This is a genomic window from Halorubellus amylolyticus (genome assembly GCF_034808145.1).
Classification (GTDB): Archaea; Halobacteriota; Halobacteria; order Halobacteriales; family Natrialbaceae; genus Halorubellus.
Map to the genome: position 1 here is coordinate 1 of NZ_JAXHGM010000011.1, position 26,074 is coordinate 26,074.

Annotated in this window: 24 protein-coding genes; 7 read left to right on the forward strand and 17 right to left on the reverse strand. The window is 66.4% G+C overall.

Annotation, left to right across the window (positions count from 1 at the left end):
- Positions 1-61 precede the first annotated feature (61 nt).
- The 8 genes from SM754_RS17495 to SM754_RS17530 form a co-directional block, all read right to left on the reverse strand.
- Entirely contained in the window at positions 62-313 is a 252-nt protein-coding gene (locus SM754_RS17495; RefSeq protein WP_323677447.1) for a hypothetical protein, read from the reverse strand.
- A gap of 328 nt (positions 314-641) precedes the next feature.
- A complete protein-coding gene (locus SM754_RS17500) occupies positions 642-1,781 on the reverse strand; it encodes a 3-oxoacyl-[acyl-carrier-protein] synthase III C-terminal domain-containing protein (protein ID WP_323677448.1) in 1,140 nt (379 codons plus the stop codon).
- On the reverse strand, positions 1,774-2,967 hold the full coding sequence (locus SM754_RS17505) for a branched-chain amino acid ABC transporter permease (protein ID WP_323677540.1): 1,194 nt from the start codon (positions 2,965-2,967) through the stop codon (positions 1,774-1,776). Before SM754_RS17505 ends, SM754_RS17500 begins: the two co-directional genes overlap by 8 nt.
- 406 nt (positions 2,968-3,373) lie before the next feature.
- Positions 3,374-4,393: a branched-chain amino acid ABC transporter permease gene (locus tag SM754_RS17510; RefSeq protein ID WP_323677541.1), complete on the reverse strand. Its 1,020-nt coding sequence runs from the start codon at positions 4,391-4,393 to the stop codon at positions 3,374-3,376.
- Between the two features lie 41 nt (positions 4,394-4,434).
- Positions 4,435-5,208: an ABC transporter ATP-binding protein gene (locus SM754_RS17515; protein WP_323677449.1), complete on the reverse strand. Its 774-nt coding sequence runs from the start codon at positions 5,206-5,208 to the stop codon at positions 4,435-4,437.
- Entirely contained in the window at positions 5,205-6,056 is an 852-nt protein-coding gene (locus tag SM754_RS17520) for an ABC transporter ATP-binding protein (protein ID WP_323677450.1), read from the reverse strand. The genes SM754_RS17515 and SM754_RS17520 overlap by 4 nt, the downstream gene beginning before the upstream one ends.
- A gap of 3 nt (positions 6,057-6,059) precedes the next feature.
- Positions 6,060-7,454: an ABC transporter substrate-binding protein gene (locus tag SM754_RS17525; RefSeq protein WP_323677451.1), complete on the reverse strand. Its 1,395-nt coding sequence runs from the start codon at positions 7,452-7,454 to the stop codon at positions 6,060-6,062.
- Positions 7,455-7,616: 162 nt separating this feature from the next.
- A complete protein-coding gene (locus SM754_RS17530; RefSeq protein ID WP_323677452.1) occupies positions 7,617-8,321 on the reverse strand; it encodes a helix-turn-helix domain-containing protein in 705 nt (234 codons plus the stop codon).
- A 181-nt stretch (positions 8,322-8,502) separates the two neighbouring features.
- Here SM754_RS17530 and SM754_RS17535 point away from each other — a divergent pair, with 181 nt between their 5' ends.
- Entirely contained in the window at positions 8,503-9,291 is a 789-nt protein-coding gene (locus SM754_RS17535; protein WP_323677453.1) for a DUF429 domain-containing protein, read from the forward strand.
- An 18-nt stretch (positions 9,292-9,309) separates the two neighbouring features.
- Here the strand turns inward: SM754_RS17535 and SM754_RS17540 are convergent, their stop codons facing one another.
- Together SM754_RS17540 and SM754_RS17545 are read right to left on the reverse strand one after the other, a co-directional pair.
- Positions 9,310-10,935 carry an AMP-binding protein gene (locus SM754_RS17540; protein WP_323677454.1) on the reverse strand — a complete coding sequence of 542 codons (1,626 nt, stop codon included), beginning with the start codon at positions 10,933-10,935 and terminating at the stop codon, positions 9,310-9,312.
- On the reverse strand, positions 10,932-11,801 hold the full coding sequence (locus SM754_RS17545) for an alpha/beta fold hydrolase (protein WP_323677455.1): 870 nt from the start codon (positions 11,799-11,801) through the stop codon (positions 10,932-10,934). Before SM754_RS17545 ends, SM754_RS17540 begins: the two co-directional genes overlap by 4 nt.
- Positions 11,802-11,889: 88 nt before the next feature.
- Here SM754_RS17545 and SM754_RS17550 point away from each other — a divergent pair, with 88 nt between their 5' ends.
- Positions 11,890-12,342: a MaoC family dehydratase gene (locus tag SM754_RS17550; RefSeq protein ID WP_323677456.1), complete on the forward strand. Its 453-nt coding sequence runs from the start codon at positions 11,890-11,892 to the stop codon at positions 12,340-12,342.
- A 791-nt stretch (positions 12,343-13,133) separates the two neighbouring features.
- Here the strand turns inward: SM754_RS17550 and SM754_RS17555 are convergent.
- Entirely contained in the window at positions 13,134-13,814 is a 681-nt protein-coding gene (locus SM754_RS17555; protein WP_323677457.1) for a class I SAM-dependent methyltransferase, read from the reverse strand.
- A gap of 154 nt (positions 13,815-13,968) precedes the next feature.
- On the opposite strand from SM754_RS17555, the gene SM754_RS17560 reads away from it, so the two are divergent.
- From SM754_RS17560 to SM754_RS17570, 3 genes are all read left to right on the forward strand, one after another.
- Positions 13,969-14,421: a DUF2391 family protein gene (locus SM754_RS17560; protein WP_323677458.1), complete on the forward strand. Its 453-nt coding sequence runs from the start codon at positions 13,969-13,971 to the stop codon at positions 14,419-14,421.
- Between the two features lie 185 nt (positions 14,422-14,606).
- Positions 14,607-15,185, forward strand: coding sequence for a DUF7090 family protein (locus SM754_RS17565; RefSeq protein ID WP_323677459.1), 579 nt, complete (start codon positions 14,607-14,609; stop codon positions 15,183-15,185).
- A gap of 21 nt (positions 15,186-15,206) precedes the next feature.
- A complete protein-coding gene (locus SM754_RS17570; RefSeq protein ID WP_323677460.1) occupies positions 15,207-15,698 on the forward strand; it encodes a nucleoside triphosphate pyrophosphohydrolase in 492 nt (163 codons plus the stop codon).
- 4 nt (positions 15,699-15,702) lie between these two features.
- Here SM754_RS17570 and SM754_RS17575 read toward each other — a convergent pair whose 3' ends face one another.
- The 5 genes from SM754_RS17575 to SM754_RS17595 all read right to left on the reverse strand — a co-directional run bounded on the left by SM754_RS17575 (position 15,703) and on the right by SM754_RS17595 (position 19,216).
- Positions 15,703-16,533 carry a DUF7089 family protein gene (locus SM754_RS17575; RefSeq protein WP_323677461.1) on the reverse strand — a complete coding sequence of 277 codons (831 nt, stop codon included), beginning with the start codon at positions 16,531-16,533 and terminating at the stop codon, positions 15,703-15,705.
- A gap of 5 nt (positions 16,534-16,538) precedes the next feature.
- A complete protein-coding gene (locus tag SM754_RS20625) occupies positions 16,539-16,628 on the reverse strand; it encodes a hypothetical protein (protein ID WP_418934292.1) in 90 nt (29 codons plus the stop codon).
- 273 nt (positions 16,629-16,901) lie between these two features.
- Positions 16,902-18,182: a Zn-ribbon domain-containing protein gene (locus SM754_RS17580; protein ID WP_501993820.1), complete on the reverse strand. Its 1,281-nt coding sequence runs from the start codon at positions 18,180-18,182 to the stop codon at positions 16,902-16,904.
- A complete protein-coding gene (locus tag SM754_RS17590; protein ID WP_227134153.1) occupies positions 18,182-18,568 on the reverse strand; it encodes a DUF2073 domain-containing protein in 387 nt (128 codons plus the stop codon). Before SM754_RS17590 ends, SM754_RS17580 begins: the two co-directional genes overlap by 1 nt.
- Positions 18,569-18,574: 6 nt before the next feature.
- The gene (locus SM754_RS17595) at positions 18,575-19,216 is read right to left on the reverse strand and encodes an Era-like GTP-binding protein (RefSeq protein ID WP_227134152.1); all 642 of its coding nucleotides are present in this window, start codon (positions 19,214-19,216) and stop codon (positions 18,575-18,577) included.
- Positions 19,217-21,283: 2,067 nt separating this feature from the next.
- Between SM754_RS17595 and SM754_RS17600 the strand changes: the two genes are divergently transcribed.
- Entirely contained in the window at positions 21,284-22,777 is a 1,494-nt protein-coding gene (locus tag SM754_RS17600) for a Cdc6/Cdc18 family protein (RefSeq protein ID WP_323677462.1), read from the forward strand.
- A gap of 244 nt (positions 22,778-23,021) precedes the next feature.
- Here SM754_RS17600 and SM754_RS17605 read toward each other — a convergent pair whose 3' ends face one another.
- The gene (locus SM754_RS17605) at positions 23,022-24,275 is read right to left on the reverse strand and encodes a S24/S26 family peptidase (protein ID WP_323677463.1); all 1,254 of its coding nucleotides are present in this window, start codon (positions 24,273-24,275) and stop codon (positions 23,022-23,024) included.
- A 214-nt stretch (positions 24,276-24,489) separates the two neighbouring features.
- Between SM754_RS17605 and SM754_RS17610 the strand changes: the two genes are divergently transcribed.
- Positions 24,490-26,067: a DNA-directed DNA polymerase II small subunit gene (locus SM754_RS17610; RefSeq protein WP_323677464.1), complete on the forward strand. Its 1,578-nt coding sequence runs from the start codon at positions 24,490-24,492 to the stop codon at positions 26,065-26,067.
- The last annotated feature ends 7 nt before the right edge of the window (positions 26,068-26,074 follow it).

Below are 26,074 nucleotides of genomic sequence, written 5' to 3' on the forward strand. Positions count from 1 at the left end.
GAGCAGGTCTGCGAGCATCCTAGGCAGATCACTCAACGACCTGCTCGTTCCTCAAACTGGCTCAACTAGACAGTGCCGTTGGTACAATTGTGTCAACTTTTTTGTCGGAAATATTTGCGAACGAGTTGTTGGCCTCCTCGATAAGTTCCAAAACTTCAGCACGAGTTACTGGGTCGTGTACCGTTCCAGTGACACTTTTAACGTCAGTCGAACGAATATTATCAGATCGACCAGCAACCGACTGCGAGATACCGATTAGCCCCGCTAACGAGGCACATCCATTTCTTACAAAGGTTCTACGTTGTTGAACCATGTTTGATACCTTAACACCATCATACAAAAATATTTATATATAACTATATTAAGTAATAGTATCTAAGTGTTAAAATAGATATCCTGATTATTAAAACATGGTTGAATAAATAAGTATTTGGATTATAAATCCGACATAATAAAGAAAACGGGTCCCGATGTTGATTTTGACAGCGGTATCCTCAACATCGCCGTCCGTTCGTTCCCACCAAATACTTCTAAATCCGCGTCTTCGATCTCTCTGAGCAGGTCTACGAGAATCCACCCAATTCACTCAACGACCTGCTCGTTACTCAAACCGCCTCAGCTAGACAGTGCCCACGTAGCTGTCACGTCCACTCGAGCACCGTCGCCGCCCACGTGTATCCGGTGCCGGCGGCGAGGAAGAGGACGGTGTCGCCGGGTTCGAGTCGCGGCGGGTCGGCGGCGAGTGCTTCCTCGACGGCGAGGGCCTGGTCGACGCTCTGGACGTGGCCGTACTCGTCGAGGTAGTAACTGTCGGTCGCTGGGTCGACGCCGAGTTCGGAGAGGAGGTACTCGTGGAACGACCGCTTCATGTGCGTCACCGCGACGAAGTCCAGGTCGTCGCGGTCGTACCCGCTCTCCGCGAGTGCGTCGTCGGCAACGTCGAGGTAGTTCCGGAGGCTCACGTCCCCGAGGCGTTCCTTCATGCCGTCCGGGTCGGGGACGTCGAGCGTGTGCATCGGTTCGTCGGCGTCGACGGTCTCCCGGCTCGGCGGGTGCTTGGACCCACCAGCGGGCATCACGACGTCCATCGAGAACGAGCCGTCGGTCACCGCTGCCGACCCGCGGACGACAGCTCGAGCGCGCTCGCTCGCCGGCGCGCCCGCGGTCGCGTCGCTGCCGTCCATCGCTGTTGTCGGGTCGCCACCGTCCGCACGCGAGGCATCCGCGGCCGTCGCGTCACCCCCCGTAGCCGTCGCGTCACCGGCTTCGAGGACGAACGCGCTCGCGCCGCTCCCGAAGTTGAACATGAACGACGACCGCTCGTTCTCGTAGTCCACGAGGTCCTCCTCGCGGCTCGCCGAGACGAGGAGCGCACGCTCCACGTCGCCGGCACGGATCTGTGCGGCGACCTGCCGCAAGGCGATGGGCGCGCCGGCGCAGAGCGTGTAGCTCTCGGTCGCGTACGCGTTCTCCGCGCCGATGCGCTCGGCGACGTTCGCCGCCGCCGACCACACGACGTGGTCCTTGAACTCGCTCCCGTGGTAGAGCACGAGGTCGACGCCCTCGGCGTCGACGTCGGCGTCGTCGAGTGCCTCCCGAGCCGCCTTCGCGCTCATGTCCGTCGCGTGGTCGTCGTCGCTCGGACACACGCGCTTCTCGCGCAACCCCATCTTCTCCGTGACGACGTGCTCGGGGATACCCGACTCGGCCGCTATCTCCTCGCCCGTGACGACGCCGTCCGGGACGTACGTCCCGACGCCGGTGAGGCAGACCTCAGTCATCCCCGCCCTCCGCGTCGGCGTCGCCGGCCGCGTTCGCGCTCGCGGACCCGTCGGCCCACCGCTTGATGCGGGCCGCGGTCCGCCCGGCGACGGTCCCACCCACGCGGGCGCGGATGGTGCCGAGCAGGCCGTTCGGGACGTACAGCACGAACAGCACGAACACGAGCCCGACGTACAGCTCCGCGTGGCCGTTCAGGAACGTGTCCACCGCCTCGCCGACCGTGACCCCGCCGACGGTCTCCGTCGTCATCGTCGCGTCGCCGAGACTGCGTTCGAGCCACGGCAGCAGCCCGCCGCCGCTCCCGGCCTTCGACAGGAACTCCTCGATACTGATGTGGAAGAGCCGCCCGAAAATCGGCCCGGCGAGCGTCCCGAACCCGCCGATGACGGAGGCGAGGAGGGCGTCGCCGGCGACGAGGAAGTACAGCGAGTTCTCCGGACTCACCGACCGCCGGAAGCCCGCGAACAGCGCGCCGGCGACCGCACCGAAGAACGCGCTCATCGCGAACGCCGCGAGCTTCACCTTGTACACGTCGTACCCGATGGCGCGAGCGCGCTCCTCGTTCTCGCGAATCGCGATCATCACGCGCCCGAACGGCGAGTGGATGATGCGCTGCATCGCCGCGTACCCCAGGACCGCTATCAGGCCGACCATGTAGTACGACACCTCAGTCCCACCGAGGTCGACCGTGAAGTCGATGAACCCGAGGAAGTCGACGCCGAGCTTCGCCATGTCCAGCCCGTACAGCACGGAGTCGCCCTGGAGCTGACCGATCTGGAGGTTCAGCGCGTCGACGAACGGCACGCCGACCTCGAACCCCTCCGGGTGCGAGAGGACGGCGACGCCGTCCCGCGGGTTCTCGCCGACGAAGTCCCAGGACCCGAACAGCACGTACAGTATCTGACTGAACCCGAGCGTGATCATCGCGAAGTACACGCCGGACAGCCGGAACGAGACGAGGCCGAGGAGCACGGCGAGCACCGCCGCGGCGATCGCCACGACGAGCAACGTCACCATGAACGGCGTCTGACTCCCGAGCAGCGGGATCTTCCCGTTCGCGACGAGGATGACGCCGTACGCGCCGACGCCGTAGAACGCCGCGTGCCCGAACGACAGGTACCCGGTGTACCCCGAGATGAAGTCGAAGCTCGCGGCGAACAGCCCGAAGTAGAATATCGCGACCATCGTCTCCACCCTCGGGAGGACGGCGACCGCCGAGAGCGACCAGTACTCGGGCGCACTCGACAGGACTGGGACGACGTTGTACGTCGCCGGGTTCGTGAAGAACGCGTGCACGAACGGGTAGATGGCGAGGACGGCGAGGACGACGGCGTGCGCGGTCGACGACCGCGCGTACCGCGCGAACGCCGAGTCGCCGCCGACGACGTTCGCGAGCGTCCCACCGAGCAGGCCGTGACCGGACCGCGTCGACGGACCGGTCGCGCCCGCCGCGTCCTCGCCCGGGGCGTCCGCCGGCGGCGTCTCGCCGCCGTCCGTGGACGCGGGCACGTCGCCGTCAGCGGCGTCGGCGCTCGACGCGCCGTCACCGTCGGCGTCGGACGGGTCGTCGTCGGACCCGGAGGCAGGGAGGCTAATGGCCGCCCACCTCCTGGACGCCGTAGAGCCCACGCGGTTTCACGATGAGGACGCCGACGAGGATGGCGAACACGACGACCTCGGGGAGCCACGACATCGTGACGAGGACGTTCTGGAACACCCACGTCATCGCCGCGTCCGCGAGGCCGACGACGAGCGCCGCGACGACCGTTCCCTTGAACGTGCCGAGGCCGCCGACGATGACGACGACGAACGCCGGCAGGAGCGCTTCCGCGCCGACGGTGACGCTCGCACCCCAGCCGGGGTCCCACATGAGGAGCGCGCCCGCGACGCCGGTCAGGCCGGCACCGATACCGAACACGACCGTGAAGACGCGGCGGACGTCGACGCCGAGCGCCTCGGCCATCTCCGCGTCCTCGCTCCCCGCGCGGATGAACAGCCCGTACCGCGTCCGCGTGAGGAACAGCCAGACGCCGGCGACGACGAGGACGCCGAGGAATATCTGGAAGAGCTCCATGCCCTCCACGGTGAGGCCGAGGTACTCGTGGTTCTCGCGGAACCAGTCCGGCCTGGTGCCGAGTGCCTCCTGCCACGCGCTCCGCGGCTGGAGCCCGTAGAAGTCCACGATCATCCGGACGACCTCGTCGATGACGAGCGTCAGCCCGAACGTCAACAGTATCTGGTAGAACGGCGGCCGGTCGTACAGCGGCCGGATGAGCTTCGTCTCGATGACGCCGCCGAGCGCCGCGACGGTCGCGAACGCGACGACGACCGCGACGAAGAACAACGCGACCCGCGTGAAGATGCCGTCGCCGGTCGAGACGACGAGCACCATCGCGAGCCCCGCGACGTACGCGCCGACGATCGTGAACGACCCGTGCGCGAAGTTCAACACGCCCATGAGGCCGAAGATGAGCGTGAGTCCGACCGCGATGAGCGCGAACACCGCCGCCTTCGCGAGGCCTTCGACGGCGACGCCCGCGACGAGTTCGACGAGCCCGAGGACGTCACCGACGACGCTCGCAACCGGGAGCGCGCCGAGCACGTCGCCCATCGCGGCGACGAACGCCTGCACGGCGAGCGCGAACTCGAGACTCACGCTAGATACCTCCGGATGCGTTCGTCGTCGGCGGTCACGCCCTCTGTGCTCCCACTCTCGACGACGCGGCCGTTGTCGACGAGGTAGAAGCGGTCCGCGAGGTCCATCGCGAGCGGGAAGTTCTGCTCGACGAGGAGCAAGGAGGCGTCGTCGCTGACGCGCTCCAGGGCGTCCGCGACCGTCTGCACGATCTGCGGGGCGAGCCCCTCGCTCGGCTCGTCGACGAGCAGCAGGTCGTTCTCGCCGACGAGGCCGCGCGCGATCGCGACCATCTGCTGCTGGCCGCCGGAGAGATCTCCCGCCTTCCGGTCCCGGTGCTCGCGGAGCTCCGGGAACGTCTCGAGCGCGCTCTCCAGCTTCTCGTCGACCCGGCTGGCGTCCTTCACCGCGACGCCGATGTTCTCCGCGACCGTCAGCTCCTCGAACATCCGCCGGTCCTCGGGGATCCAGCCGACGCCGCGATGGGCGAGCTCGTGCGTCGGCTCGCCCGTGACGTCCTCGCCCCGCAAGCGCACGGTGCCCTCGCGCGGCGGCGTCAACTGCAGTGCGGCGCGCAGCGTCGTCGTCTTCCCGACGCCGTTCCGCCCGATGAGCGCGACCGTCTCCCCGCGCTCGACCGTGAGGCTCACGCCCTCGAGGACGTGACTCTCGTCGTAGTACGCGTGCACGTCCGCCAGTTCGAGCAGCGGCGCGTCGGCGCTCGCCGCGACGCTCGACCCGGTCGCGTCGGCGTCGGCGCGGTCGCCGGCCGTGGCGTCGTCGGCGCTCATGCGACACCTCCGTCCGTCGCGGCGTCCTCGCCGTCGCCGTCGCCGGTCCCGTCCGCACCGCGGTCGCCGGCGGTCGGTTCGTCGTCGCTCCCGTACCCGCCGAGGTACGCCTCGCGGACGCGCTCGTCCGCCCTGACCGCCTCCGGCTCGCCGTCCGCGATGAGCGCGCCGCGATGCAGGACGGTGATGCGGTCCGCGAGGTCCATCACGACGTCCATGTTGTGCTCAACGAGCAGGACCGCGTGGTCCCGAGCGACGTCCCGGATGAGGTCGACGACCTCGTCGACGCTCTCGCTCGACACGCCCGCCGCGGGCTCGTCCAGGAGGAGCAGGTCCGGGTCGCCCGCGAGCGCGATGGCGAGCTCGAGATTCCGCTTCTCGCCGTGGCTTAGCGCTTGCGCGGACCGGTCCGCGAGCCCCGCGAGCCCGACGCGTTCGAGGATGCGCGTCGTCTCCTCGTGGTACTCCGCCAGGCTGTCCGCGTGCCGCCAGAACCGATGCGTGTCCGAACCGTGCGCCTGCGCCGCGACGCGGACGTTCTCCCGGACCGTACTCGTCGGGAAGATATTCGTCACCTGATACGAGCGGTGGATGCCGGCCTGCGCGGTCTCGTGGGTCCCGAACGACGTGAGGTCGACCCACTCGCCGCCGTCGCGGAACTCGACGCTCCCCTCCGACGGCGACAACGACCCCGTCAGGAGGTTGAAGAACGTCGTCTTCCCCGCGCCGTTCGGCCCGATGAGCGCGACCGTCTCGCCGGTCGACAACGAGAACTCGACGTCGTCGACCGCCGTCACGCCACCGAAGTGCTTCGTGAGGCCCTGCGTCCGCAGTAGTTCCGTGCCCATGGCCTACAGCGAACAGTCGATACTGCCACGCGGAATCGTCGTCAGGTCCTTGCCGACGCGAGCGACCGGGTCGCTCGGCTGGATGCTCGCCCCCCAGTACTCCGACCACTCGTCGGTGGTCGGCTCCGGGTACGCGACCGTCATCTCCGAACGCGCCTGATTGTTGTACTCCTGATAGACGTAGCCGTTCTCGCCCTTCGGCGTATCCGTCACCGTCATCCCCGTCATCGCGTCGACGAGGTCGACGCCCTCCGTCGACCCCGACGCCTGTACCGCCTGATGGAACGACGACGCCGCCGTGAACGTCCCCGACGTGAACAGGTCCGGGACCTTCCCGTACGCCGACGTGTACATGTCGACGAACGACGAGTTGATCTCGTTGTCGTACTGGTTCCAGTGATATCGCGTCGTGAACGGGCCGATCTCGGCGTCACGCATCCCCTGCGCGGAGAAGTCGTCACCGAGCAGGTTCTCCAGCAGCCCGCCCAGCACCGAGTTCGTGATCTCCGTCGCGAATCCACCGAACACGCGCACGTCGTAGTTCGCCGCCGCCGTCAGGAAGTTCGGGAGCGTCGCGACCGTGAACCCGCCGACGACGCCCTGCGCGCCGGCGTCGACCGCCTGCTGGAACAACCCGTCGAACTCGTCGTACCCCTGCGGCACGAAGCGCTCGCCGACGATCTCCACGTTGTTCGTCTCCAAGACGTCGCGGTAGTTCTGGACGACCGCACGCCCGAACGAGTAGTCCGCACCCATCAGGAACACCTTCTCGACGTCCGTCTCCTCCGCGACGTACTTCCCGCCCGAGCGCGCGTCCATCGCGGTGTTCTCGTTCGCGCGGAACACCTGCGGCGAGCACGTCTTCGAGCTGGACGTGATGCTCGCCGACGCCGCCGGCCCGGCCATGTAGGGGATGTCGACCTCGTTCGTGTTGATGACCGTGTCGATGACGCGACCCGCCGCCGCCGAGCTCGCGCACCCGAACAGGGCGTCGACCTCGTCGTCCTGCGCGAGGTTCGTCGCGATCGTCTGGGCCTTGTCCGCGGAGAACTCCGTGTCGCGGAACACGAGCTCCCACGTCACGTCCCCGTCCTCGATTGTCTGCGTGCCCTCCGAGACGCCCGTCAGCGGGTCGGTGTCGGTCTTGTACGCGAGCCCCGACAGGAATCCCCAGATGCCCTGCATCCCGTAGTACTTGAGGTCGCCGCTCATCGGCTGCATCACGCCGATCTTCACCGTCCCGCTCGCGGAGACGTCCGCCTGCGTCGTCGACTGCCCGCTCGTCGTCGACCCGCCCCCGCCGTCGCCGCCGTCACCGTCGGTCTCGGTCTCGGTTCCGTTCCCCGTGGTACACCCGGCGGCGCCACCGATGCCCGCCGCGGCGATCGCTCCCAGCATCTTCCTTCGTGACACGTGTACGCGACTCATGACACTATCAGTAGATGCTCGCATCCCGCAAGAACTGCCACGTTAACGTGTTAACATCCAGCGCAGAAACGCGTCGACATCCGGTTCAGAACGCCGAGATGTCCGCGAGCGCCGGGAGCGCTCTGAGTGCGGTCAGTCGTCGAGGTCCGAGAGCGCGTCGACGACGCGCTCGACCATCTTCCGCTCGCCGCGGCGGAGGTTCTTCGAGACCGCGGGCTTGGAGACGTCGAACTCCTCGGCAAGGTCGCCGAGGTTCGTCTGCCGAGGGCTCTCGAAGTACCCGCCGCTGGCCGCCGATTCGAGGGTCTGGCGTTCGACGTCGGAGAGCTCGCGGCAGCCGTCGACGAGCGTCATCGCCGCCGCCGCGTTCTGCACGACGTCGTTCATCTGCGGGAGGGTCACCTCGTCGCGCTCGACGACGTCGAACTCGTTGTCGCGCTCGAGTTCGCTGAGCGTCCCGTCGGCCTTCGACGCCTGGTCGAACCCGACGTGCCACGTCTCCGAGCCGTCCGCGATGTAGAACGGGCCCGTGATGTAGCCGTCGTTGTCGCGGATCGTCCCCATCGCGTCGGTCTCCCCCATCACGGTCTTGAGGTGCGCGACGCCCTCCTGCTTCGCGAGGAGGTCGACGTCGTGCATGTTGTCGTGGGACTGGAGCGCCGTCAGCCCGTTGTCGAGCGCGCCGCGGTCCGGGCCCTCGACGACCATCCGGCACTCGAGTTCCTCCGCGACCGGATGGAACTCCCAGTGTGCGGCCGCGAACTCGACGTCGTGGTCGGCGGTGGTGTCGATGAACGGGCAGTCGTACTGCTCCATGTCCATCGCGAGGTCGATCATGATTCGTGTGGTACCGTTACACAAGCATCGACTTGTTCGTTCATAAGCGTTTTCTTCGTGAGACACCGCTGGACCGGCAATATTCGCGGGGTGCTTTGGTATCCAAGGTCGTCGAGCTGCGGTCGGCGTGACGGTACGGACGACCCGGGGGATTTTCCACACCGCTCCCGAACGCCCGGCCATGCCACCCGAGCACGTCGCCGTGGGCGTCGACGCCACCCCGGACGGCTGGGTCGCGGTCAGGTACACAGATCGGACGTATCAGGGCGTACAGTCTTTCGCCGACGACGAGGAGGCGGACGACTCCGCGTTCCGGCGGCTCGTCGATACGTACGGCGACGAGGCCACCATCCTCGTCGACGTCCCCATAGGCCTCCCGGACGAGGACCCTGCCCGCGACCCCGAACGGAAGGCTCGCGAAAACCTCGAGAACCGGCAATCGAGCGTGTTCAACGTCCCAATTCGAGAGATTCTGGACGAAGACGACTACGAGTCCGCGAACGAGAAACAGAGGGAGAAGTCCGACAAGGGGCTGATGCGACAGACGTTCAACATCACCCATCGCGTCCGCGAGGTCGATGGCGTCCTGCGCAACGACCACCTCGTCCGCGTCACGCAGAACCGCATCCGCGAAGCGCATCCGGAGGTCTGCTTCTGGGCGCTCAACGACCGCCAGGACATGCAATTCTCGAAGTCGAGTCAGCCCGCGGCCGCACACTGGGAGCGCGTCCGAACCCTCGAAGCCGTGCACAGCGACGCGCCCGATACGTTCCTGGAGAACCTACGCGCGGCCGGCGACGAGATCGTGACGTGGGACGCCCCGGAACTCTCCAACGACGACCTCCTCGACGCGTTCGCGCTCGCCGTCACCGCGAGTACGCTCACGGGCGAGTTCGAGACGCTCCCCGAGGACCCCAGCGAGGACGAGACCGGACTCACGATGGAGATGGTGTACGCCTCCTCGAACTGAATCCCGGCACCGAGGGTCTCACTCGCCGTCGCCGAACCGCTCCTCGACCGCCTGCCGGTCGATCTTCGACGGCCCGCTCGTCGGCATCTCGTCGACGAACGCGAGACCCTTCGGTACCTTGAACCGCGCGAGCTGCCCGTCGCAGAACGCGTCGAGGTCGTCGAGCGTCAGCGAGTCGTCGCCCTCGACGACGGCCTTCCCGACCTCGCCCCAGGTGTCGTCGCTCACGGGGACGACGACGACGTCGTCGACCTTCGCGTGCTGGCTGAGGACGTCCTCGACCTCCGCCGGATAGACGTTCTCGCCGCCGGAGACGAACATCTCCTTCTTCCGGCCCTCGATGTGGACGTAGCCGTCCTCGTCGACGCGCGCGAGGTCGCCGGTGGAGACGTACGCATCCCGGTCCGCTCCGCGTGCGCCGAACGTCGCCCGGGACTCTTCGGGGTTCCGCCAGTAGCGGTCCGCGGCGTGCGGGCTCGCGAGTTCGAGCTCGCCGACCGTACCGTCCTCGACCGCACGGCCGTCGTCGTCGACGACGCGCGCGTCCACGTGCATCCCCGGAACGCCCACGCTGTCGGCCTTCTCGCGCGACCAGCCGTCGGGCATCGCGAAGTTGTTCGGCCCGCACTCCGTCAACCCGTACCCCTGCGAGAGGTCGACGTCACGCGACCACCACGCCTCCATCACCGACTGGCGGCACGGCCCACCGCCGGACTTCGCGAACCGCAGCGTCGACAGGTCCGCGGACTCCCAGCCGTCGGCCTCCGTCATCATCCGGAGGACGGCGGGAACCGCGACCAGCACCGTCGCGTCGTCCGCGTCCACGATATCCAGGACCTGCTCCGCGTCGAACTCGCGCGCGATGACGACCTCCGCACCCAGATGGAAGCACGGGAGCGTGAGGACGTTCCACCCGCCCGTATGGAACATCGGGAACACCATCGGCGTCACGTCCTCCGGCCGCAACCCCCACGCCGTGATGGTGTTGAACGAGTTCCACGCGAGCCCGCCGTGGGTCAGCACCGTCTCCTTCGGCGTCCCCGTCGACCCGCCCGTGTGCAGGAACAGGTGCGCGTCGTCCATCCCCACGCTCGCCGCGTCGTACGCCGACGCGTCGTCGGGAACGGCTGCGGCGAACGAGTCGAACTGCGAGTCCCCGAGCCCCAGCACCGGCCCGTCGTAGTCGCAGGCGTCGTGCGCGAGCGCCGCCGCGACGTCGTCGTCGAACGCGTCCTCGACCACCACGAGCGACGGCGCGACGTCGTCGAGCAGTTCCGCGAGCTCGCGCTCGGCCAGCCGGTGGCTGAGCGGCGCGAGCACCCCGCCCGTCTTCCCCGTCGCGAAGAACAAGTCCACGAGTTCCGGGCGGTTCCGCGAGACGACCGCGACCCGACCGCCAACCGCGGCCTCGCCCACCTCGTCCGCGCTCGGCGCGGGCGCCGCGGCATCGCCGTCCGCTGTGACGCCGTGTGCCGCGAGGAGTCGCGCCGTCGCGTTCGCGCGCTCGTCCAACTCGCGGTACGTGAACGCCTCGCCCGTCGTCGCGTCCCGCAACCCGACGGCGTCCGGCGACAGCTGTCGGCGGCGCGCACTCCAGTCACCCACCCAGTCGTACGGCCGTCCGCCGTGGGAATGCACCGTCATGCCTCGAACTCGTCGGTCGAATCGGTCGACTCGGTGCCCGCGGCCGAGTCGTTCGCCGCCTCGACGCCCTGGACGTGCTCGCGGAGCGCCGCCGTCACCGCGTCCGCCTGCTCGACGAAGAACAGGTGCGCGCCGCCCTCGTAGAGTTCGAGCGCGCTATCCGGGAGGTGCGCGTGTACCTGCCGGCCGTTCTCCACGGGGAGCACGCGGTCGTCCGTCCCGTGCAGGACGAGCGCCGGCACGTCCACGTCCCCGAGCCACGGCGTCGAGTCGAACGCCAGGACCGCCTCAGCCTGCATGTTCCGCGCCGCGTCGCTCGCGTCCGACTCGAGGCGCCAGTCGACGATGTCCCCGATGAGGTCCTGGTTCTCTGTCCAGAACCCGTCGGTCATCGCCGGCCGCATCTTGTGCCGGACCGCCTCGCGCTCGGTCGCATCCTCGGGCACCTGGAACATCCGCGCCTGCGTCTCCTCCGGAATCGGCACCGACTCCTCGCCGCCGTGACTCGTGCACAGGAGCGTCAGCGACCTCGCACGGTCGTACTCGTGTGCGTACGCCTGCGCCGTCATCCCACCCATGCTCGCGCCGACGACGTGCGCCGCCTCGACGCCCTCCGCGGACAGCACCGCCTCCAAGTCGCTCGCGAACGCCGCGATAGAGTACGCGCCACTGTCCGCCGGCTCGTCGCTCTCCCCGGTCCCCCGATTGTCGAACGCGATCGTCCGATACCCCTCGAGACGCTCGCGCTGGAACCGCCACATCCACCGCCCGTACCCGAGACCCTCACAGAACGCGACGACCGGCGCATCCGGCGGCCCCGCGACGTCGTACGCGATCTCCAGACCATCGTTCCGTACCCGTGGCATACCTCAACACTCACCCACGACCACCCTGAATCTCCTGATTCACATGTTAACCCAACACGCTAATGGCGCGTCAGCGAAAGCCACACCCATGCCCGTCGCGACCGTCGGCGACACCGCCGACGCCACGAAGACCATCACGAGAACCGACATCGAAGCGTACGCCGACCTCGTCGGCGACACCAACCCCATCCACGTCGACGCCGACTACGCCGAAGACACCATGTTCGACGGCCGCGTCGCCCACGGCATGCTCTCCGCCGGCGTCCTCTCCGCCGCCCTCGCCGGCCTCGACGGCGACGTCGTCTACCTCTCCCAGGACCTCCAGTTCGAAGCCCCCGTCCGCCCCGACGAGACCGTCACCGCCCACGTCGAGATTGTCGAAGACCTCGGCAACGACCAACTCCGCGTCGACACCACCGTCACCACCCACACCGACACCCCCGACGAAACCACCGTCCTCTCCGGCGACGCCATCATCATGAGCGTCCCCCACAACCCAACCCCCGCCGCCGACGCCGACACCGCCACCAGCGACGACTAACAACCTTTTTTCTGCGGAGGGTGCGCCTCCGGCGCACCCTCGCTTGAAAAAACGTTGATGAAAAAAGGCCGAGCGCTCGCGACGCTCGCGCTCGGTGAGTGCGCTCGACCACACCGCAACCGCACAGCCACCGCACAGCCACCGCACAACCATCGCACAGCCACCGCCACCGCACAGTCACCGCACAACCACTGCCACCGCACAGCAACCACCACCGCCACCGCGTTCGGAATCGGCCCGCTTCGAATGTCGGCGACCCGCATCTCCTCAAGCCGCCGGGGTTTACGTGAGACGTAAACACCGGTCGTTCGTCGTGTCGTCCGAACAGGCACTCGCCTCACGGCACTACGTCAGCGCCAGCATCAGATTGCTACGTCAGCGCGGACGCCCCCGTTTCCACTCGAACCCGGGGCCTCGTCGAAGCACCCACACGACGAATCATTCCGTGGCCATCCGCTCGGCGCGCGAGCCCGTGGCGTCGTCGAGCCGACGGGCGAGACGGCGCCACCGCGAGACGCGCGAGGGACGAGCGCGCCGGTGACCGTCGGGAACCGGCCGCGAGTCGGCTGGGGAGGACGAGGGACGGTGCAGTGCCGGGCAGTACGGGACTCACATGTTTCGTGTGAGGGTCGTTCGCGCCCGTCGCTGGCCGACCGTGGACTCCAGCGAACCCGACACTGACGACCAACAGCCTGAAGCCACGTTTCGCGTTCGAAACGACCCGACACTCACGGCACGACGCACTCCCGCAAGCCGGACAGAGCACGATACCGACCGAGGCGCGATTCCGGTCAGGGCGCGATGCCGACGGTGAGGAGCGTGCCGTGCTCGCGATACCGCTCCACCATGTCCTCGCGCGTCTCCCAGTTCTCGGTCGGGAACGCGTCGGCGTCCGGAATCTCCGTCTCACGGTCCGGAATCGTGTCCTGCTCGGCGACGTACAGGCCCGCCTCGCGGAACGCCTCACGGTACTCGTCCCGACTCCATCGCGTCATCTCGACGCTGATATTGTCCTGCCAGCCGTGACTGTGCACGTTCTCCTCGTAGTAGTTCACCGCACAGTAGAACGACCCACCCGGCTTCAGCACGCGCCGCACCTCCTCGATGGTCTCCACCGGGTCGCTCGCGTAGTAGAACGCCTCCATCGACCACACGTGGTCGACGCTATCGTCCGCGAACGGCAGACTCCCGAAGTCGCCGACGACGAACCCGACGTCCGCGTCCTCAGTGTACCCGCGCGCGTTCCGCGTCATCTCCGGCGACCCGTCCAAGCCGTACACGCGGCCCGCGTCGTCCGCCTGCTTCAACGCACGCCCCGCGTACCCGCTTCCACACCCGAGGTCGAGCACGACGTCCCCTGACTCCACGGGCATCCGCGCCAGCGCGTGCTTCGCCGTATGCCAATGCCGGTCCTCCATGCCCTTGTCGCGACCGTCCGCCGCCCACGCATCGAACTCCTCTCGAACACTCATACTGGACTCCACACGACCCCGCATCAAAACCCGTTCGCTCCGCGGCACCGAACACGATCCCTCCGACGAACACTCTCATCCGCACGCGAACGCACTCCGCTGCACGCGAGGGCGTCTCGCGGGTTTTTTCAACACCCCAGACGTCCGATTGGGCATGGTTGGCCGACGGAAACGCTACGCGTTCGCCGACACCGCCCAGCAGCTCGTCGGCGGCTTCCTGCTCGCCGGGCCGTTCGTCGTCACCGAAGAGGTCTGGGTGCTCGCCTCGAACATGACCGTCTGGCACGCACTCGTCACCGTCGGCATCGTCTTCGGCATCGGCTACGGCGCGCTCTACAAGGCCGACGACGACCGCGACCCCGACCGCGAAGCCGAAGTCGCGGGAATCCCACTGCGCTTCCTCTCCCTCATGCTCGTCGCGTTCGGGTCCGTGAGCCTCCTCGCCCTCGCGCTCTCCGCACCGTCGACGTTCCTCGTCGGCGCCGACGCCATCCTCGGCGACCCCGACCCGCCGATGCTCGACGTCGTCGAAGCCACGGCGAAGGCCGTCACCGTCGGCGCGATATTCAGCGTCGTCGGCGCCGCCACCGCCGACAGCGTCTTCTGACCTGCCGGCACCCGTCGCCGTCCGTTACGCGCACCGTACCCGAACCACCAGCCGACGCCAAACCACCAACCGATGCCAAACCACCAGCCGACGCCAAACCATCAGCCGACGCCAGCCGACGCTTGCTAGTGAACCGCAATCAGGCACCCGAACGCCTAAGTCTGTCCCGCCGGTCCCCAACACCTATGGACTACACGCTCGCCGTAGACGGCACCGAGGACACCATTCCGGGTGGGACAGGCGTCCTCCTCGTCCACCCCTCTACGGGCGAAACCGACCGCATCGACACCGACTTCCTCCGAGACGACACCGACGCATTCCTCGTCATCTCCACGCGCACCACCGCCCGCGAGGTCCGCCAGAAACTCGACTACTACGACGTCGACGAGGACAAAGCCGTCATCCTCGACACCCTCAGCGTCGAACGCGGCTACAGTCGGCGCTCCAGCGACAACGTCCACTACGTCTCCGCCCCGGACGACCTCGACGGCATCATCGAGCAGACCGAACGCTTCCTCGACGCCCACGACGGCAAACTCCGCGTCAGCGTCGACTCCATCACCGAACTCGCGTACTACGCCGGCGAGGAATCCACCGAAGAAGCAGTCGGTCGCTTGCTGGACCTGCTCGCCGAATACGACGCCGTCGGCCTCTTCCACCTCTCCGACGAGGTCCACGAGGACGCCATCGTCGACGCCTACCGCGACCGGTTCGACATCGTCGTCGACCTCGACGTCGACGGGAACGTCGAACTCACCGACTGACCGCGACGCACGCCCTCCTCGATGACCGACGACGACGCTCCGAGCGACGAGTCCGAAATTCAGGACTCTCAGAACGACGAGTCCGGTATCCACGACTCACAGAACGACGAGTCCGATATCCGGGAGTCTCGGAGAACCGAGTACGTCGGCGCGTACGACAAGCTCGTCCGCGACGACATCCCCGCGGTCGTCCGCGCGGACGGCAACCGCCCCGTGACCCGGCAGGTCGACGGTCGCGAGTACGAACGCTACCTCGCTCGGAAGCTCCGCGAGGAAGCCGACGAGGTCGTCGACGCCGTCGCGGCCGCGAGCGAGAGCGACCCCGTCGACGATGCGGAGACGCTCGACGAGCTCGCGGACGTCCACGCCGTCCTCGAAGCGCTCGTCGCGACGACCGACCACTCGCTGCGAGCGGTCGTCGACCGCGCCAGGGAGAAAGCCGCCGACCGCGGCGGGTTCGAGGACGGCGTCGTCCTGGAACGTATCGACGCACCCGACGCACCCGACGAATAGCCAGTCAGTCGGCGAGCGCGTCGAACGTCTTCTCCGCCCACCGGACCGCGAACGGCGCCCCGCGCTCGCGGTACGCCCCCGTCGCGAGCGCCGCGAACGGCGACGGCACGTCGACGCCGTGCTTGATGGCGCTACACGCCAGTTCCGCCGCGTCCGCGAACTCCGTCTCGCCACGCGCCACCTCCCGCGACAGCCCGTCCAGGCGCGATTCCAGTCGTTCGCCCGCGTCCACCCACGCGTCGCCCAGCGTCGCGCGCTCGTCCTCGGCGTCCACCCACGACGCGAACGCGTCGCGCGTATGCAGCCCGAGCCAGCCCTCGTAGAGCGCGTTCGCGAGCTGGTACGTCGCGTTCGGCCCGAGCGTCGTCGCCGCCGCCAGGTCGCGGTACGTCGACCCGAAGAACGGCAGGAACTGCTCGGGCGCGAGCGACGCCCCCTCGACGTCAGCGCGCGCGCCCGGAGCGTCGACGCTCAGTTCCACGAGCGCCTCCGCAACGAGGAAGTCCACGAACGACTCCGGCGACCCCTCCACGCGAGGCTTCACGAGCACGACCGGCGGCGACGTCTGGCGCGACCACACCACGCTCCCGTCCCCCGGCATTCCGACCGTGAAGTCCCCGCCCGCGAACCGCCGGAGGAGCGCCGGCGCGTCGTCCGGCAACCACGTCTCCGGGCACGAGATCGGGTCGAGCGCGTCGACGAGTAGTCCGAGGTCCTCCGCTTGCGCCGGCGGCAGCGTCTCGAAGTCACTCCCCGCGGTCACCACGACCGCGTCCGGCGACCGCACCTCGCGAACCCGCTCGACGGCGGGTGAGAGCTCGCGCGCTGAGAACATCCGGATTACGTCGACAGCGTCACGGCCATCAGCGAGAGCGCGAGCACGGCCGACACACCGACGGTCACGAGCACGATCTTCGTAGCGTCACTCATGCACGGACCGTCCGACCGCTCGGGCTTACCGTTTTCGAAGCGCGCCTCCGCTCTCTCCCGTCCGCGACACCCGTCGGTCCGACATCACGCGACGATAGCATAAGCATCTCCAGGTGAAACGAAGGGGTGCTCCGTCGGTCGTCGGTGAGACAGAGACCGACGTAGAACGACGGATAGAATCCGAGAGCAACAGACGAAGCCTCAGAGCAGCAGACAAAGTCTCATAGCGGCAGACGAATCCACAGAACGACCGACGAGGGCACGGGTTCCCTATCAGTCCGGGTTCCCGTCACCGCGCCAGGACTCCGGTACCTCGATGACGTACCGGCCGTCCTCCTGAAGCGAGATGATGTACTCCTCGCGGTCGTACAACTCCATCAGGTTCAACTCGTACTTCCCCGGGTCGAGCACCTTGATGCTCTCGAACTGGCTGTTCAGTTCCTCGCGGAGCTCGTCCAGGTTCGGGGACTCGTCGTCCGGCTCGCTCGCCACGTCACCCGCACTCGGCCGGTCTTTCACGTCCGCCGCCTCACTCGACGGCGGCCGGTCCACACGGTCCGACGACGCGTCACCCGCCGCATCGTCGCGCGCCCCGCCGGAAGCCGCCGACTCGCGGTTCGGTAACTCGTCGGGCGACACCACGTCCGACCGCGCCGACCGCTGCGCGTCGTCCTCGGTATCTCCCATCTGCGCAGCGATCGACTCGTCGTCATCCACCGACTCGGACGCACCAGAACCAGCAACGTCCGACTGCATCGACTCGCCAGCGGCCGCCTCAGCACCCGATTCCGGAGTTGCGGCCGACTCCGACGCACGCGAAGACGACTGCCGCGCTTCCGGAGGCGACTTCGACGTCTCCGGAGGCGACTTCGACGTCTCAGCGGCCCGCTCGGACGCCGTCGAACCAGTCGTCTCGGTCGACTCCTCGCGAGACTCGCGGCGACGCGCCTTCTCCGCCGGTGTATCGTACTCCTCCGTCGCCGACTTCGGCCACGTACCACTCTCCGACGGCGTCACGCGATCTCGATCCTCGCCAGCGCCCCCAGAGACCGACGACCCACCGACAGGCGACTCCGCCGAACCCGACTCCACCGACGTACTCGACGCTCCAGGCGTCGACTGCTCCGAAGCCGACGCCTGCCCGCTGACCGAATCGTCACCCGACACGTCACTCGTACTCGTCGACGCGTCACTCGCGCTCATCGACCGATCACCGGCACTCGGCGTCTCACCGGGACTCTCGGACTGACCAGCACTCGCTGACTCGCCAGCGCTCGACCCCGCCACATCGTCTCCACCACGACCCATCAGGTCGCGAACCGTCGCCTTCGCACGACTCATCGCACCACCATCGCCACCCCCAGACGACCCATCAGCGACACCGCCGCCGGCACCACCGCTACCGGAATCACCGCTACCAGCACCAGCGTCGACGTCCACCGCGTCCGACGGCTTGAACTGGAACTTGTTCCCGCCACAGTCCGGACAGCCGGACAGCATCTCCTTGGACCCATCCGGGAACGTCCGACCGCACTCCGTGCACTGATGCGGCATTATTTCCGTGAAACCAGCGCACTGATCACCGTCTCGTCCTTATGCAACGTCTCGATCTGGTTCGCAGGCCCGATGACCGTCAGCTTCGACGTCTCCTCACGCCCCATGATCCGACCGAGAATCCCCGAATCGCTCGTCGACGACCGCGGATACGTCTCGATCTCGATCCCGTTGAACTCGTCCGGACTGATCTCCGTCATCGTCACCTCGATTAGCTTCGACTCCTCGTCCGGCGACAACCCATCCTCGAGGATGACGATCTTCCCGTCGCGAACGCCGTCCAGAATCATCCGGATCTTCTCCATGCTCGCCAGACCATCCATCCGCTCGGCACTGATGAGGTCGATCTGAACGCCGTCGTTATCTGATGCTTTCGCTTCAGGCATCCACGATCACCCGAAGTACTCCGCTATCTTGTCGTACACTTCGTCCATGTTGTTACCCTCCAATGCCGACAGCGGAACCGTCTCGTGCTGCGGGAACGCGTTCCGGATGCGTTGCGTGCTCGCGTCGTCCAGGTCGATCTTGTTCGCGAAGATGAGGACGGGCAGGTCACGGCTCTCGATGATACCGATGAGCATCGTGTTCACCTGCGTGAACGGGTCCTCCGTCGAATCGAGCACGTAGATGACGCCGTCGACGTCCTCGCGCAGCCAATGCATCGCCTCCGCGACACCCTCCGTCGCTTCGCGGCTGCGTCGGACGGCGTCGTCCTTCTCCATCTCGTAATCGAGGAACTCCTCGTAGTTCACCTTCGTCGTCACGCCCGGCGTGTCGACGATGTCGATACTCACCGACTTCCCGTTGCGCTCGATCTCCACGTTCTCCTTCCGACGCGCTCGACGCGTCTCGTGGGGGATATGGCTCTCCGGACCGATCGCGTCGCCGGTCCAGTCTCGCGCGATTCGGTTCGCCAGTGTCGTCTTGCCTGCGTTCGGCGGACCGTAGATGCCGATACGCTTCTGTTCGTCCTCCGAGAAGAGGCTGTCCGTAACCCGTTGGAGGCTGTCTTTGAGTCCTGATAGCAGTCCCATCCTAGTCTATCCTCCCGTCCGCGTTCGGTTCTGTGTGTGGCACACGGCTCTCGCCTTGCGGTTCGACGGGCGCCGAGCCCGCGTCGACGGGGTGCGTCGGGGTGACCCTCGTGGGAGCCGAATCGGGGTCGTCTCGACGCCGTCGAAACGCGCGGCATCTTCCCGCTCGTAGGGGAACGACGGCGCGTGCTTGCGCGACGATTTGCGTGCGTCTGGACGTACTACCGCACTGGATTCACTTAAGCCTGTGTCAGACGTGTTAGTTTTTGGATAATAATCGCGAGAGGTTCGACGGGAAGAAGAGGTGGGCGGAGGGATGGGCAACGCGCTCTCGGTACGCCGTCGAGAGGGGGACGAAACCGACTACTACCAGAGACACCTACGCTTCGAGTGCGTCGTTATGACCCCTTTACTTCACGTAGTTAAATCCTACAGAATCGGGTACCTCCGAGCCATGTCAACGGCATGGGACGAGCGGGGGAGGAATAGATTCCACCGAAAGCACAACGGGACCGAGAGGACGGCCTGACTGTGTGGTCGTAGGAGTCGCAGGGAGGAGAGTACACGAGAAACGATGGGAGTCACTTCGGACGGCCGGTGGTGGAGGTTTGACGCTGCGATCCGGCTCCGACGCTTCGATTCGGGCTGGATTCAACCAGACCTGCTCGGGGTCACGATGGACGAGGGGTGATGACATGGAACGGTCCGAGCCCCCCACCCCTTCGTTTCGGGTGGAACACGTGGTTGGGGAGGGGTGGGTTGGACGGCTCGGGAGGCTCGTGGCGGATAACGGACGCGGAAGACGCCGACGTGTTGGAGGGAATTCTAGTTAAACCTAGAGAAACGGAACAGCTGTCTAGACCACTAGACTAGAAACAAACAATTACAGGGTTATTATTGGTTTACGGGTATGGTTTCAGTAGTAGTCACTTAGTCCTTCCCCTACTAGATGCCCCCCTCCCCCCACCCACCCACCCTCCGGCACGTTCCACCCGAAACGAAGGGGTGGGGGGGTCTCCTCCCGTCACGAAGAACCACCCTTCCTTCACGTGCAACGCTCTGGCAAAGGGAGCGATATCCGAACAAGTAAGCTGGCGACCGGAGCTTTCACACCTGGACCGGAGCGCCCCCGACCGCGATTCGAGTCGAAACGCCGTTCGAGACTCCAGACAGTCTCAGGGACCGTCGCCATCCTCTCGCTTTCCGACTCTCCTACTTCAAAACCATCCTCCTCTCCGACCTCCTATCTCTCGATATCCAACTTCAGTCACCCCCTCGTCGTTCCCGTCGGCTCCTCGTTTCAGTCGACTCATGATCCTGGAGCTCCACGGAACCCCACACTTAGACATCCGAGTCGCGAGACGACGACCGTGCTCGTCGTTGACCAGTCCAGCCGACCCACCGGACCCCGTTCGTTCGACTCGAACCGACGCACCCGGAGCGAGGTGCGAGCGTACAGGAGACCGTTCTCCACTCGAACCGGTCACCTCCGGTGGACGCATCCACTGTACGAGAGCACTCGTCACCCTGACGCATGCGGACTGCTCGCCCGACCCAACCCCCTCCTTTCGACTCCACCAGACCCGAAGTCGAGTTGAGAGCCGAGTGGAGCCGATAGTCGAGTGGACTTGATCGTCGAGTCGATTCGTTCGGGTTCGACGTGAAACGGTCGCTGTCCTCGCCCCGTCGTCGTCGTCACGCCACGGCCACGGCCCGGCACCGCTTCGCGTGTACGCGACGCGAGCGAGTGAACTAGAACTAGTCGTGCAAGTGCTCGTTCGTTCGAACCGACAGACGGGGACACGACTTCGTCGACGGTCGATGCTGAGTGGCGAGCACTCGGGGCGCGACTGTGGCGTTCGAAGGGAGGTGTCTGGTGTACGGTCTATCGGGAGGACGTGACGCCCAAGCAGCAACTATTAAGTACCTACCCTTCATCTGGTTCGTGTGCATCAACTGGACGTTCCGCGTACGCCCCGTTCTCCTAATCGGTCCGTTCGGGGTTCTCTACGGGCACGCTCTCCCCGCTGTCGGCGCGAACTCCAGTAGAAACGAAGGGGTTCACAAATGTCCGACGACGACACAGATTCGACGGCCGAGCCGCGACGAGAGGACCGCGACTTCGACGTCGACCTCGACGAGGTCGTTCTCGACGAAGACGACGACGAGGAGTCGACGGGTCTGTTCGACGACCTGCTCAGCGGCGAGCCGATCTTCGAGAACAAGGAGGTGCTTCGCCCGTCGTACACACCACACGAACTCCCACATCGCAAGGAACAGATCAACAAGATGGCGACCATCCTGGTCGCTGCACTCCGCGGAGAGACGCCGTCGAACATCCTCATCTACGGGAAGACCGGAACGGGGAAGACGGCGAGTGCGAAGTTCGTCAGTCAGGAACTCGAGTCGACGAGCCAGCGCTACGACGTCCCCTGCGAGGTCGAGTACATCAACTGCGAGGTGACCGACACCCAGTACCGGGTGCTCGCGCAGCTCGCGAACAAGTTCATCGAGGAGAACGAACGGTACATCGATGGCCGAATCGACGACCTCGAGGCGCTCCTCGAGGACGTCGAGGAACAGCGTCCGTCGGAGGTGCTCCCGGAGACGGAGTTCGATTCGACGGACGCGGTCGAGGAGCGCATCGCGCAACTCGAAGCGGACCGCGAGGAGTTCGAGGAGGTCCCGATGACGGGGTGGCCGACCGACCGCGTGTACAGCGTGTTCTTCGACGCGGTGGACTACCACGAGCGCGTGGTCGTCATCATGCTCGACGAGATCGACAAGCTCGTCGAGAAGTCCGGCGACGACACGCTCTACAATCTGTCGCGGATGAACTCCGAGCTCCAGAACTCGCGGGTGTCGATCATGGGTATCTCGAACGACCTGAAGTTCACGGACTTCCTGGATCCGCGCGTGAAGTCGAGCCTCGGTGAGGAAGAGATCGTGTTCCCGCCGTACGACGCGAACCAGCTCCGGGACATCCTCCAGCATCGTGCGGACGTCGCGTTCAAATCGGAGGCGCTCACGGACGACGTCATCCCGTTGTGTGCGGCGTTTGCGGCGCAAGAGCACGGTGATGCGCGGCGCGCGCTCGACCTCCTGCGGACGGCGGGCGAGCTCGCGGAGCGCGATCAGGCCGAGAGCGTCGACGAGGCGCACGTCCGGAAGGCCCAGGACAAGATCGAGTTGGATCGCGTGGTGGAGGTCGTGCGGACGCTGCCGACGCAATCCAAGCTCGTGTTGTTCTCGATAATCAGCCTCGAGAAGAACGGCGTGCACAACATCAACACGGGCGAGGTGTACAACATCTACAAGCGATTGTGCGAGGAGATCGACGCGGACGTGTTGACGCAGCGCCGCGTCACGGACCTCATCAGCGAGCTCGATATGCTCGGGATCGTGAACGCGGTCGTGGTGTCGAAGGGACGGTACGGGCGGACGAAGGAGATCTCGCTGTCGGTCCCTATCGACGAGACGGAGGCGGTCCTGTTGTCGGACTCGCGACTCGGTGACATCGACGACGTCCAGCCGTTCGTGCAGGCGCGGTTCGATAACTGAACGGTTTGGCGGCGCGTGACTGCGCGGCGCGTGGTTGGGTATTCTCGGGAACCCGTCGAGTCTCTAGTCGAAACGAAGGGGGTATGCTTCGCGCCGCTGGGTAGCGAATTACCGCCGTTTCGAATGGAAGTAGTATTGTCGTTCGAGAAGTTCGTCGGTGCCGCGGAGTCGGTCCGTGTCGAGGAATTCGTCGGTGTCGAAGAATTCGTCGGTGTCAAAGGCTGAACCGTTGTCGCGGAGTGGGTCAGGTTCTCGTTGCGACGACGGCCGCACCTGCTGCGGCGCCGAGCGCGCCGAGGCGAGCGAACAGCGCGCTCCCGCTTGCCGGGAGGAACGGCGCAACCGGGCTGGTCGTGGCGGTGAGTTTCGCGAACTCTAGGCGTATCCAGCCGAGGAGCGGGACGCGGACTTGGGCTTTGCCGCGGACCCATTTGGGTTTGACGATGTCGCTCTGCGAGCCGACCTGGTCGTACTTGCCGTTCGCGTCCCCCTTGGTGATGAAGCCGTCGTAGGGCGCGGGGCACATGTCTCGAGGCACCTCGGCGCAGGAGTCGACGCCCGCCATGTAGTCGGGGTTGGCTTCTTGCACCCAGTTCTCGCCTTTCTCGACGTAGAAGCGAGCGCGATGGATGATCGGGGTTCGTCCGCGCTCGCCGTACGGCCGGTAGACGACGACGTCGCCGTAGTTCCCGAACTTCGAGTAGCCGTTGGCGGCTTGCGCGCTCGTGTGCGTGGAGACGCCGGTGTCCTGGACGGCGCTCTGGGGGGCGTATCGTTGTTCGTCGACGATGAACACGAGGTCTCCCTTGCTCATGTGGGGCTCCATGCTACCGGATTCGACGGCGACGAGCGGCGGCCAGATTCCGGAGATCGCGAAGAGGACGAGGCCGATCGCGGCGACGGCGGCGACGCTCGAGACGATGTCGCGGACGAACACGACGCTCCCGTTCCGCGAGTTCAGGAACCACGTCAGGAGCCCGTCGTCCGCTATCGTCGGCGGGTCGTCGTCGACGCCGGGCGCTGGCGGCTTCTCCGGGGTCGAGCGTTTACCGAGCGTCGAGTCGGTCTGTTCGGGGTTCGAGTCGCGGCCGTCGGCTGGGTCGGTGCGGTCGGGATTCGTGTCGGAGCTCTCGACCGGCTGCTCACGTCGCTCGCGCGATGACGTGCGCTCGCCGTCGTTCGCGGTTGGTTCCGCGGTCGCGTCGTCGTTCGCGGGTGGCTCCTCGGTCGCGTCGTCGTTCGCGGTTGGTTCTGCGGTCGCGTCGTCGTTCGGTGCGGGGTCGTCGGGTGCGGGGTCGTCTGCACCGGGCGCTGCGGTCGCGTCGTCGTCGCTGGCGGGGTCACTGCTGGGTTCACCGCTGACAGGTTCGTCGCGGGGGCTTCGCGCGTCGTCGTCGGCGGTGGTCCAGTCGTCGGGCCAGCCGTCGGGACGATCCTCGTGGTCGTCGGTCGTCCCGTCGGCGTCGTCGCCCCTGTCGTCGGGGTCGTGCCCGTTCATCTTGGTCGAGGTTGCGGCGGCCGCGAAATGAACCTTCTGTCTCGTGCTGTCGCCAGGACCTCCGACGTACGCATTCGTCGCCGTGACTGCAGTGCCCCCGACGTACGCGCTCGTCGCCGGGACGTCGCCGGCCCACTGAGGTGCTCGTCGTGCTCGTGGGAATCCTGTCGGTGGTTCCGCTATCCTTTTGGCCGCCGGTCTGTTTTCGAGTGGTGTGCCACAGGAGGCGCCGGCGCGGGTGGTCCGCCAGTTGGCGAGCCACGGCTACAACGCGGAGCGCGAGGCGGTGACCCTCCTTTCGAGTGCGGACGATCCGGTGGCAGCGATAGCGCGCGTTGTCGAGGAGCTCCCGTCGGACGCGTTCAAGGTGACGCGCGCGGACGTCGAGGCGGTCCTGGACGGAGACCGTGGTACCGCTCGCCCTGGGGGTGGGAGCGACCCGAACCCATCGCCAGAAGACCCCTCTGTTTCCACTGGAACGAACGCTTCGAACGGAGTCGAGACGACTTCGAACGACGGAAATTCTGGACGGTCTCCAGTTGAAACGAAGGGGTCTGGTTCGTTCGAGCGGACGGTCGACGAGGCGCTGCGGTCGGTCGAGATCGCCGGGGACGTCACCGGACACTCGACGGGAACCGGCGCGTACGACGACTTCGTGAAGGTGTTCCGCGACCGCTACGACCGCCTCGGGAGCAAGCTCCGCGGGCGCGTCAACCACCGCCCCACGGACAGCATCGAGGACATGGTCGGCGGGAGCGACGTCGGACTCGTCGGGATGGTGAACGACGTCCGGTCGACGAAGAACGGGCACTGGATCGTCGAACTCGAGGACACGAACGGCGTCTTCCCGTGTCTCGTCACGAAGGACCGCGACCTCGCGGACCGCGTCGACGAACTCCTCTTCGACGAGGTCATCGCCATCGAGGGAACGCTCAGCGACGACGCGGGAATCGTGTTCGTCGACTCGCTGTACTTCCCGGACGTCCCCCGGACGTACAAGCCCAGTACCGCCGACCGCCACGTGCAGGCGGCGCTCGTCAGCGACGTCCACGTCGGCAGCCAGGAGTTCATGGCCGACGCGTGGACGCAGTTCACCGACTGGCTGCATACCGAGGCGGCCGAGCACGTCGAGTACCTCCTCATCGCGGGCGACATGGTCGAGGGCGTCGGCGTCTACCCGAACCAGGACGAGGAGCTCTCCATCATCGACCTCTACGAGCAGTACGAGCGGTTCAACGAGTACCTCAAGCAGGTCCCCGGGGACATGGAAATCATCATGATCCCGGGGAACCACGACGCGGTCCGGCTCGCGGAACCCCAGCCCGGGTTCGACGACGACCTCCGCGATATCATGAGCGCGCACGACCCCCGCATCGTCGGGAACCCCTCCACCGTCACCGTCGAGGGCGTCTCCGTCCTCATGTACCACGGACAGAGTCTCGACGAGGTCATCGCGGAGTTCCCCGAGGAGGAGGCGAGCTACGACGAACCGCACAAGGCGATGTACCACCTCCTGAAGAAGCGTCACGTCGCGCCACAGTACGGCGGCCACACGCGACTGGCGCCCGAGGAGCAGGACTACCTCGTCATCGACGACGTCCCGGACGTCTTCCACACGGGCCACGTCCACAAGCTCGGGTACGGGAAGTACCACAACGTCCTCGCGATCAACTCCGGGTGCTGGCAGGCCCAGACGGACTTCCAGAAGTCCGTGAACATCGACCCCGACTCGGGGTACGCGCCGATCGTCGACCTCGACACCCTGGACGTCACCATCCGGAAGTTCGCGTAGTCGCGAA